Raw genomic sequence first — 8,912 nt, 5'->3', positions numbered from 1 at the left:
CGGTGCCGCCTGCCATTGCCAATCTGTTCACCAATCGCCTCTCCAGTATGATGATCTTAGCTTCGGTCATCTCCTCTCTTTATTGCTTTTTCGGGATGATGGCAGCCTTTTATCTCGATTGGCCCGTCGGCGCTACGATCGCTTTGATTTCAGGAATCAGCTATGTGGCGGCATTAATCTATTCGGGGAAAAAGATCTAATCGTCTTACCCGCGGCTTGAAATGCGCAGGGTTTAGTGCCAAAAAAAAAGGCAGCCTCTAAAGGCTGCCTTAGTATGCTCGGAAAGAGAGGGATTCGAACCCTCGATACCCTTTAGGGGTATACGTCCTTAGCAGGGACGCGCTTTCGGCCACTCAGCCATCTTTCCTTATGCGAAAATTCTTTAAGGGTCTATCGTACTTTTCCCGAGTTTTTTATACAATCAAAATTACCTTCCATCAAAGTAAAAAAACAGTTTTTCTGAAGCGCCAAGGCAAAATAGCGCAATAATCAGACCTGCGGATAGCCTCTATTAAAAATTTAGGCGCCCATGGAGAAAGGGCGCACGTCTGGCATGGATCCACTTATTTGATTTTAGTGCTTTTCCCTGAAGGTGTCACATGATGAAACTGCGCTTTGAGTTTTCTGAAAAGAGTGTTATGAGAGCCTCGGCAGACTCTGGCGCCGGATACTTTTATTCTTAAGAGAGAAAGGGCACGTCTTTATCGAGGTCAATCCATTGGATCTTTTTCCTCAAACAGTTCGCGTTAAGGCGCAAGTGCCCGCCACAAGCCCCGAATTCTGAAGAGGAATAGTTTGCTTTGTAAATTAAAATTAAAATCAATATCTCTTCACGTCTAATTCCCTCATTCTGAAATAAAAATGCGATTATTAAGAAAAATAGTATGGAAGGGAGTTGTCGTTTGACAAAAGGCAAGAGTGTCGTTTATACACAACGTCATTCAGCCACGCCCTTTTTTAAAGGGAGCTTTAGAGATTGCCGTTTTAATGGACCGCGTCTTTTCAAAGAGTGGAGATAAGTTCATCCGGAACCGGGGAGTGTCATAATGATTCTGATCAAAAATGTGAAGAGACTGGACGGAACGATCCACGATGTCAAGATCGAATCGGAATCGGAAGAGGTGATCGAAGCCGGCGGAAAACTTCTGATGTTGCCTGCTCTGATAGATCCTCATGTGCATTTTCGGGTGCCAGGGTTCGACTACAAAGAGGACTGGATCACAGGCGCCGAGGCTGCGTTGCAGGGTGGGATAACGACAGTATTTGATATGCCGAACAATAACCCTCCTTGCTGCTCGGTAGAGACCTATGAGCAAAAAAAGGAAATGATTGACCGAGAGCTCAAAAGCAAAGAGATCCCGCTGCGTTATCATCTCTATCTTGGCTTCAGCCCGCAGCACGCTGGCAGCATTGGCAAGCTCAAAAAGAAAGCTGTCGCTCTTAAAGCTTACCTGGGAGGATCTTTTGGAGATCTGGCGTTAAATGGCGATAAGGATATCGAAGAGGCATTCCGACTGGCGGCGCAAGACAACATGATTTTGGCAATCCACCTTGAAGATCACACATTGCTTGAGGAGAATAGAAAGAAGTACCAAGCCGACGAAAAACCCGAAATCCACGGGAAAATCTATTCAAAGGAAGTGTCGATCAAGGCGCTTGAGAGATCGCTTGATCTTGCGGAAAAGTACAATACAAACGTTCTTTTTTTGCAGACAAGCACCAAAGAAGAGATAGACTTAATCAGAAAGGCTAAAAAAGCCCAGCTTTCCGTGTATTGTGAAGTGACTCCGCAGCATCTTTTTCTTACGGAAAAGGATTATCTTAAAGAGGGCACGCGTTTGAAAGTTGTGCCGCCGCTGAGAAGTCAGGAAGATCAGGATGCTTTGTGGGAAGGCATTAAAGATGGAACGGTGGATTTTATCGGATCGGCTCACTCCCCGCATACTATCGAAGAGAAATCAAGAAGCTATCATGAGGCCTCTTCCGGGGTTCCTGCCCTTGAGACGATGCTTCCCCTGCTTTTGAACGCTTATCACCAAAAAAAGATCAGTCTGGAGAAAATAGTTCAATTGACCCATCTGAACCTCGAAGATATTTTCAGCTTAGGTAGAAATTTCGACTGTGTCTTAGTTGATCTGGAGCTTGAACAGAAAGTGGATGAGGCCTCTTTGAAGACCAAAAGCAAATGGTCGCCCTATGCGAATTGGACTTTGAAAGGTTGGCCGGTTTATACAATAGTGCAAGGAAGGGTATTTCGCCTGAGATAAGAGACTGCCTATATGCCCCATCCGTGAGATTTGTCGCTGAATTTGGTTATAAGCTTCGAAAAAAAAATCATAATATTGGAATAATATGCTGAAAATTGTTTCGAAACTTATACCGAAGGTATCTCAAAATTCGGCAGGCAAATCGTAAGATTTCAGTTTGTGGACAGTCTTTGAGGATTGTGTTACTGCTTTAACAAAAATTTGTGTGGTAGAGGAATATGCTGACATTAACAAAGCCGAAGACGAAAGAAATACCCTACATTAAGCGGGCCATGATGAGCGCCAATCCTTCCGCAAGAGAGCTTTTTCTCATCATGGAAGAGAAAAAGAGCAATCTTGCCCTGGCAATAGATTTGCAATCCAAACAAGATATTCTCAAGACCGTCAAAGAACTGGCTCCTCACATCGCCGTTTTGAAGACACACATCGATATGGTGAACGATTTTGATATCCACCTCCTGCTAGAACTTCAGGATATGGCCAAGAGAGGCAGGTTCTTGATATTTGAAGACAGGAAGTTCGCGGACACCGGTCACATTGTGGCAAGGCAGTATGAGCAGGGCATGTATAAGATTGCCAATTGGGCTCATCTCGTGAGTGCTCATCCTATCGCGGGGCCGGGAGTTGTCGAAAAGCTGAGGAAAGCCGGACTGGATTTGGGAAGAGGTCTCTTGCTCGTTTCTGAGATGGGAACACCCGGTTCGCTAGAAGATGACCTGACTATGAAAAAAACTGTACATATCGCTAAAGATTATAGGGATTTTGTTATCGGATTTATCGGAAAAAGGCGGATCAGTGAGGAACCGGCATTTATCCATTTTGCAGCCGGAGTCGATATCAAGGAAGCTCATGTCCACTCAGGCTTGAGGACGTTGACGCCAAAGCAAGCCATTCAGGATTTACAAAACGACGTGATTGTCGTGGGAAGAGGTATCCTTGAGGCCCAGGACAGGAAAAAAGAAGCTGAGCTCTACCGCACCGCCGGTTGGCAAGCTTATGAGGCGAGGCTGAAAATATAGTGTCTGTCTTCGCTATCGCGGACCTGCATCTCTCCTTTGGCGTGTCCGGTAAAAATATGGACGTCTTTGGAGAGATCTGGCGCGACCATCCTAAAAAAATTGAAGAAAAGTGGACCCGGGTAATCGGACCTGATGACCTTGTGCTGATACCGGGCGACATTTCGTGGGCTAAACACTTGACAGAGGCCCTTCCGGACCTCGTTTTCATCGATTCACTTCCTGGCACCAAAGTGATGATCAAGGGCAATCACGATTACTGGTGGTCGGCCATCTCCAAAGTGAAGGAGATCGCTCCTGAGAGCCTCCACTTTGTTCAAAATGATTCCTTCGACTTTAACGATATCAGCGTCGCTGGATCGCGCCTTTGGGATACCGACGAGTATAATTTCGATGGCTGTATCGACTACCATGACAACAAAACCGTCAGACCCTTGATGGAAAAGAATGAAGATCCGGTAGAGCGGGAAAAAATCTTTACCCGGGAGTTGCAGCGGCTTGAGATGAGCCTTAAAGCGCTGTCGCTCTCTGCCAAGCACCGCATCTGCATGACTCATTATCCTCCCGTTGGCATTGATCTTAAGGACTCCAGGGCTTCAAAGCTGCTTGAGAAGTATGGTGTTGAAGCGTGTGTTTTTGGGCACGTCCACAGCATGAAGAAGGGGCTTAATCCCTTCTATGGAGAAAAAAACGGCGTCCGTTACCACTTTGCCTGTGCCGATTTCATCGATTTTAACCCGATTAAAATTATTTGAAGTTTGCTGACCGGTGGCGTTTCCTCAAAATATGAAATTTTAGAAGCGCCCCCGGAATCTCGCTACCGGCTATCGGTTTACCTTTCGGCAAATCACGCCTCAGCCAACCCCTCGTTTTTCCTGCTCTCATACATGCAGATGATCAAAAAATTGACTGCCGAAATAGTAAAGACAATCAAGGCGATCGGATAGATGGATCCATCGTAGAGCGTACTGGCGAGTCCCACGACGAGCGCGGCAATCAGCAATCTGGCGCTGGTCAGAAAGCTGGCTGCTGTCCCTTTGATGTCAGGGAACAGAGACATGCCCTCAGGGAAATATGTCGAATTGATCCAGTTAGCTCCGAAGGAGTAGAAAGTCATTGCTCCCGTGAGCAGATAGGGGTCTTTCGGTGCAGCCCAAGCGGCTGTTAAAAGTCCGACTCCTCCCGCTGTAAAGAGAGCGGTTCCTGTCTTTTTAACCGTACCTGCTCCCCATTTGGCAATGGCTCTGCCGCACGCTAAGTTGGCAATCAGCCAAGTGCCAAGCAGCGCCGCCTGAAAGGCGGGGATAGAGTCTTTGCTGACGCCAAGCTCTATGACATAGAGGACCGATACGGTGGAGAGAAACGCTAAGTAGCCGGCAAAGGTCAGGCAGACGACAAGGATTGCCTGCCAAAAGGGAATGCTTAGAGAAAGCGTCTTGAAATCGCTGGCCACCTTCCGCATGTTAAAGGGCTTCCGTGCATTTTCAGGGAGAGTCTCTTTAAACAGGAACAGAGATGTCGATAAGCTTCCCATTACAACGATCGCGATGGCAACGAAGTTGGATCTGAACCCAAAGGTGTAATTCAAGTATCCTCCAAGCATAGGAGCCCCCGCCATGATGAATGGTACGATCGAGTTGATGCGGTTAATTGCCAGGATCGCTTTTTCTTCCTGAAAGGAGTCGAAAATGATCGCCGTTCCCAATGTGAAGCATCCACCGCTTCCCAACCCTTGCAGTACCCTGCCGAATAACATCATGTTGAATCCGGTGGCGGTAGTCGTCAGGATGCTTCCCACTAAAAACAGTCCGAGAGCTATCAGAAGAGGTCTTTTTCTTCCGAACGCATCGGATAGTGGTCCGTAGAGTGGGCATGAGATGCAAATGCCCACGAAATTCCAGGTCAACAGGCTCTGGATCATATCTTCACCGACAGAGAAGTAAATCATCATGTCGGTCATCGCCGGCAGAAATATATCCGTTTCAATGCATGCAGCAATGAAAATCGAGATGATGAGAAATAGGTATTTGGTTTCTTTGTTAAACAAAGGGGTGCTCCTGAAATTCAATGGGTTGGTGCGTAAACACGCTTTTTGTCTCTGAAACTTTTAAACGGCAGTGGTTGTGATCAACGGCAGATGTTTAGGAAGAACCGGCCGCTCTGGGCTTTATCCGGAACAAAAAAGATGTGATTACTTAGACAGTAAACATGAAGATGGCTTGCTTAATAAATGATTTCGTTGATTTTAATATATCAAAAATTGTTTGTCTATATTTACCGAAAGTGTCTCAAAATTTAGAGTTTTGCCTGTGAGAAAGCCCAATTTTTGAGAGGCTTTCGGTATCTTCCTTATCTTCTTGATTGCTGATGCAAAATAATAATTTTATTGCTTGTTGGCTAAAATAACCGAGTCACTTATAGATGAGCTAATGATTTTTTAACGGTGAGTCTATGAGCAGAGTTCTACTGTTATTTGCCTTGGTGATGGGATCCCTTTCTCTAGAAGGTGTTCCGCAGCCAATCGTGGACGCCAATCCCATCCACGAAGCTTTTATCACTCCTGTCAAGGATCCGGGACAGATCCCGATTGTGGCCAGCTCTCCCCCCGCCCCTCTTTACGAGCAGATTCCTGAGAGACCATATGATGATGTTCTTTGGATCCCGGGCTATTGGGCTTGGAGTGATGCCAAAAATGACTTTATTTGGATTTGCGGCGTGTGGAGGCGTCCTCCCCCTGAACGCATCTGGATTCCGGGTAGTTGGGTTCCTGCACAGGGCGGTTTTGCCTGGCAGAGCGGGCTCTGGAGTCTCGTTCCCGAAGATCAACTTGCCTACATTCAAAAAACACCGCCGCCTCAGCCTAATGAACAGATTCCAGCGGCTCCTGGCGAAAACTACTTTTGGGTCAAAGGATATTGGGAGTACCAACCTCAATCCGACAGCTACAGCTGGCTTTCGGGAAGCTGGGAACAGATAGACCCGCACTGGATTCTGTCTCCTTCCATCTATGTCTGGAGGCAGTCGGGATTTGTTTTTGTTCCTCTGCTGTGGGACTATACTTTGGAAGAGCGGGGAGAGGCGTACTCTTGCGCTGACAGTCAAGGTGGACAGCCGATAGCGATCGAAGCGCCTCAGATCATTGAGCAACTCTTTTTTTACTACCCCGACTATATCAACATTTATTGGCATTGGGGGGTCTATCACCCAGGCTGGTGGGATGGTTGCGGCTGCTTACCTCCTTGGTGGGGTTGGAATGATTGGTGGACACTTCCCTGGGGAGATTCCTGGGGCCTGTGGTGGTGGTGGGGCCATCCTGGATCTGCGGCTCCATTGTGGATGACTCCCGAGTTGAGCATGTTGCTTGCGCCACCCCCCGCGCACCTATTGCCTCTCTTTCAAAAGGCCCACAAACCCTCCTTCCCAATCAACAAGGGTGGAAAGGATCTTTTACCTAAAGGACCTAAGAGCCTATTAAGGGAACCGAAAGGGCAGAAGCCTATACCTCGGCCCAAAATTCCTGACATCATCAAACCAGGCGGCTACATTAAACCTCCTTCCCGTCCCGGCAGGTTCGTACTTCCTCAAGATAGCCTGCGCCCCAAAGGAAAAGGACAGCGAGAAGGGACGCTCCCCGGGCAGCAGGTGAATCCTGATCGGGTCAATCCCAGATGGGAAACAGCGCCGGCTAATGTGCGTCCCAAGGTTTGGATTCCTCCCAAAGGGAGAAGACCGGGCCGCGATGACGATGGCGATCGGCCAGATAGAGCAAGTGGTGGGGGTAAGACGCCCCCGGGATATACCCCATCGGACGGGTCTGAATCCCCGCAGTGGAGAAGGCCTTCCCGTCCGACAAAGCCTCAAGAGGGAAAGACTCCGCAATGGAAGCGGCCGTCTAGGCAAACTGTGCCTCAAAGCGAAAATCCTTCTAATGAACAGGGAGATGCGGTGATCAAAAATGCACCGTCCCAATCCGGGAAACCCACCCGCTTCACAACGCCTCCGCCCCCTCAAGACAATGCTCCTAGGGAAGTTGGGCCCCCGCCTCAGCAGAGAACGGTGATCAAGCAGGCGCCGCCGCAAGTCGATAGGCCTGTTCGTGTAAATTTCCCGTCTCGTCAGCAGAGTAAAGGAAGCAATGCACCCCCTCCCTCTCAGGGAATTCCGGATGTGCAGCAAGCCGCTCCAAGACCGAAAAGGGAATTGCCGGAATTGGCGCCGAGGATTCGGGAAAGGATTAGAGAGAGAGCAGACAGCAACGCGCGGAGTAAAAAAGACGACTAATAAGGTAGATGAGGGCATTGGCTGGTTCTGCCAATCCCTCATCGATTACGCTTTGTTCTGCCCTTTTGCCAGGCAGATGTCTTAAGCGGCTGGTGCCGAGGATTCTAGTCTGGCTGAGCTTTCCCAGCAGGCGGGGTTAATGAGAAGACCTCGCGTCGATGTGGTTTCTAAGGGTCGGATTGTCTGGATATGCAGCGCTTTCATGATGGCCAGCACTAAAATGGCATTGGACACATCGACGTGGGCGAAGGGATTGTTCAGCTCCTGATCGGTCTTGTTCAACGACGCGGCGATGAATGTTCTCAGCCCTTTGCGATTAATGACGCCGTCTTTGGCGGCGATCGGACGGATGCTGTTGTAGAAGAGGCGACCGATACCGACAACGGAGATGTTCTCTTGGATTTTTTGCTTAATAAGAGGGGTTGCTCTTCTGCCGAAGGCCCGGCCGTAGCTGTCTGCTATTTTGTATTCCTCATCACTGATGGGGTTGGGTGAGATGTCGGTCTCATCACTTTGGATTACATCCATGATATAGTGTTTAAACTCGACCGAACCCATGTTTTCTCCCATATATACAACCAGCTCGCCCTTTTCGTTCATGACGGTCATTTGCTGGCTTCCCGTACCGATATCCCAGACCAATACCTCCTGTGAGTTCAGATCGCCGGAAGCGAGGGCGCTGAAGAAGGCGATTTCCCCTTCTTCCCTCTGGGGAATAATCAATACTTCGATTCCGGTCTCATTTTTGATTTGACTGAGGAAGGGGCGCACATTGTTGGCTTTTCTGAAGGCGGAAGTGGCGACGGCGACAACTTGCCTGACTTCAAACTGATCGGCAATCGTCTTGATCTCTTTAAACACTCTGAGGCCTTCAAATTTAGTCTCCTCATCAAAGGTGCTATCGGCTGAGTGGTCTAACGCTGCTTGATAAGGAACTGGATAGGAAGCGTCGAGTAGAACCTCTGTGATCTGATTGGTCTCGGTATCTACTTCGGCGATCGCTACTTTTGTCGAACCTGAACCAATATCGATGGCGGCGCGTCTGACGATTTCCGCTTCGATGCCCGTTGCCAAAAACATCGAGAAAATGAAAAGGTAAATCAGATGCATAACACCTCAAGTTTGTTGATTTGTAATATATCGTATCAAATATGTGTTAATGTTTATTTAAGATTAAAACAATTGGTTGTCTTTTTGTTATTCAAAATATGGAAAAAAATACGGGTGAATTCACAGGGGTGGCTGCTGATGAAGGAAAGGAAGGCGTACAGTGCCAATCTTCGTAAAAAGATCTGAATTTGAAGAATTTACAAAAACTTTCGATTAGGGCTTGCGCAAATAAAGCGGG

Annotated in this window: 7 protein-coding genes and 1 tRNA gene (1 of these 8 running past the window's edge); 5 read left to right on the top strand and 3 right to left on the bottom strand. The window is 48.0% G+C overall.

Annotation, left to right across the window (positions count from 1 at the left end; genetic code table 11):
• Positions 1 to 220, top strand: partial view of a metal ABC transporter permease gene (locus ELAC_RS06970; protein ID WP_476702592.1) — the end only. It extends 653 nt beyond the left edge of the window; 220 of the gene's 873 nt are visible here — the last part of the coding sequence; its start codon lies beyond the left edge, outside the window; its stop codon occupies positions 218 to 220.
• Positions 221 to 279: 59 nt separating this feature from the next.
• Here the strand turns inward: ELAC_RS06970 and ELAC_RS06965 are convergent.
• Positions 280 to 367 (bottom strand) — tRNA-Ser (locus tag ELAC_RS06965).
• 679 nt (positions 368 to 1,046) lie between these two features.
• On the opposite strand from ELAC_RS06965, the gene ELAC_RS06960 reads away from it, so the two are divergent.
• The 3 genes from ELAC_RS06960 (at position 1,047) to ELAC_RS06950 (ending at position 4,038) form a co-directional block, all read left to right on the top strand.
• Positions 1,047 to 2,267 carry a dihydroorotase gene (locus ELAC_RS06960; RefSeq protein WP_098038569.1) on the top strand — a complete coding sequence of 407 codons (1,221 nt, stop codon included), beginning with the start codon at positions 1,047 to 1,049 and terminating at the stop codon, positions 2,265 to 2,267.
• Between the two features lie 218 nt (positions 2,268 to 2,485).
• On the top strand, positions 2,486 to 3,286 hold the full coding sequence (pyrF, locus tag ELAC_RS06955) for an orotidine-5'-phosphate decarboxylase (protein ID WP_098038568.1): 801 nt from the start codon (positions 2,486 to 2,488) through the stop codon (positions 3,284 to 3,286).
• Positions 3,286 to 4,038, top strand: a complete 753-nt coding sequence (locus ELAC_RS06950; protein ID WP_098038567.1) for a metallophosphoesterase — start codon at positions 3,286 to 3,288, stop codon at positions 4,036 to 4,038. Before pyrF ends, ELAC_RS06950 begins: the two co-directional genes overlap by 1 nt.
• Positions 4,039 to 4,130: 92 nt before the next feature.
• Here the strand turns inward: ELAC_RS06950 and ELAC_RS06945 are convergent, their stop codons facing one another.
• A complete protein-coding gene (locus tag ELAC_RS06945) occupies positions 4,131 to 5,330 on the bottom strand; it encodes an MFS transporter (RefSeq protein ID WP_158227830.1) in 1,200 nt (399 codons plus the stop codon).
• A 404-nt stretch (positions 5,331 to 5,734) separates the two neighbouring features.
• Between ELAC_RS06945 and ELAC_RS06940 the strand changes: the two genes are divergently transcribed.
• Positions 5,735 to 7,564, top strand: a complete 1,830-nt coding sequence (locus ELAC_RS06940; RefSeq protein WP_098038565.1) for a YXWGXW repeat-containing protein — start codon at positions 5,735 to 5,737, stop codon at positions 7,562 to 7,564.
• Between the two features lie 81 nt (positions 7,565 to 7,645).
• Here ELAC_RS06940 and ELAC_RS06935 read toward each other — a convergent pair whose 3' ends face one another.
• Positions 7,646 to 8,674, bottom strand: a complete 1,029-nt coding sequence (locus ELAC_RS06935) for a Ppx/GppA phosphatase family protein (protein ID WP_098038564.1) — start codon at positions 8,672 to 8,674, stop codon at positions 7,646 to 7,648.
• Positions 8,675 to 8,912 lie beyond the last annotated feature (238 nt).

This window comes from Estrella lausannensis (assembly GCF_900000175.1).
Classification (GTDB): Bacteria; Chlamydiota; Chlamydiia; order Chlamydiales; family Criblamydiaceae; genus Estrella; species Estrella lausannensis.
The sequence above is the reverse complement of the archived record's forward strand: the minus strand, read 5'-3'. Positions and strand labels throughout refer to the sequence as shown.

Excerpts from the sequence above, each read along its gene's own strand:
- ELAC_RS06960 (WP_098038569.1), top strand. The coding sequence starts at position 1,047 with ATGATTCTGATCAAAAATGTGAAGAGACTGGACGGAACGATCCACGAT.
- pyrF (WP_098038568.1), top strand. The coding sequence starts at position 2,486 with ATGCTGACATTAACAAAGCCGAAGACGAAAGAAATACCCTACATTAAG.
- ELAC_RS06940 (WP_098038565.1), top strand. The coding sequence starts at position 5,735 with ATGAGCAGAGTTCTACTGTTATTTGCCTTGGTGATGGGATCCCTTTCT.
- ELAC_RS06935 (WP_098038564.1), bottom strand. The coding sequence starts at position 8,674 with ATGCATCTGATTTACCTTTTCATTTTCTCGATGTTTTTGGCAACGGGC.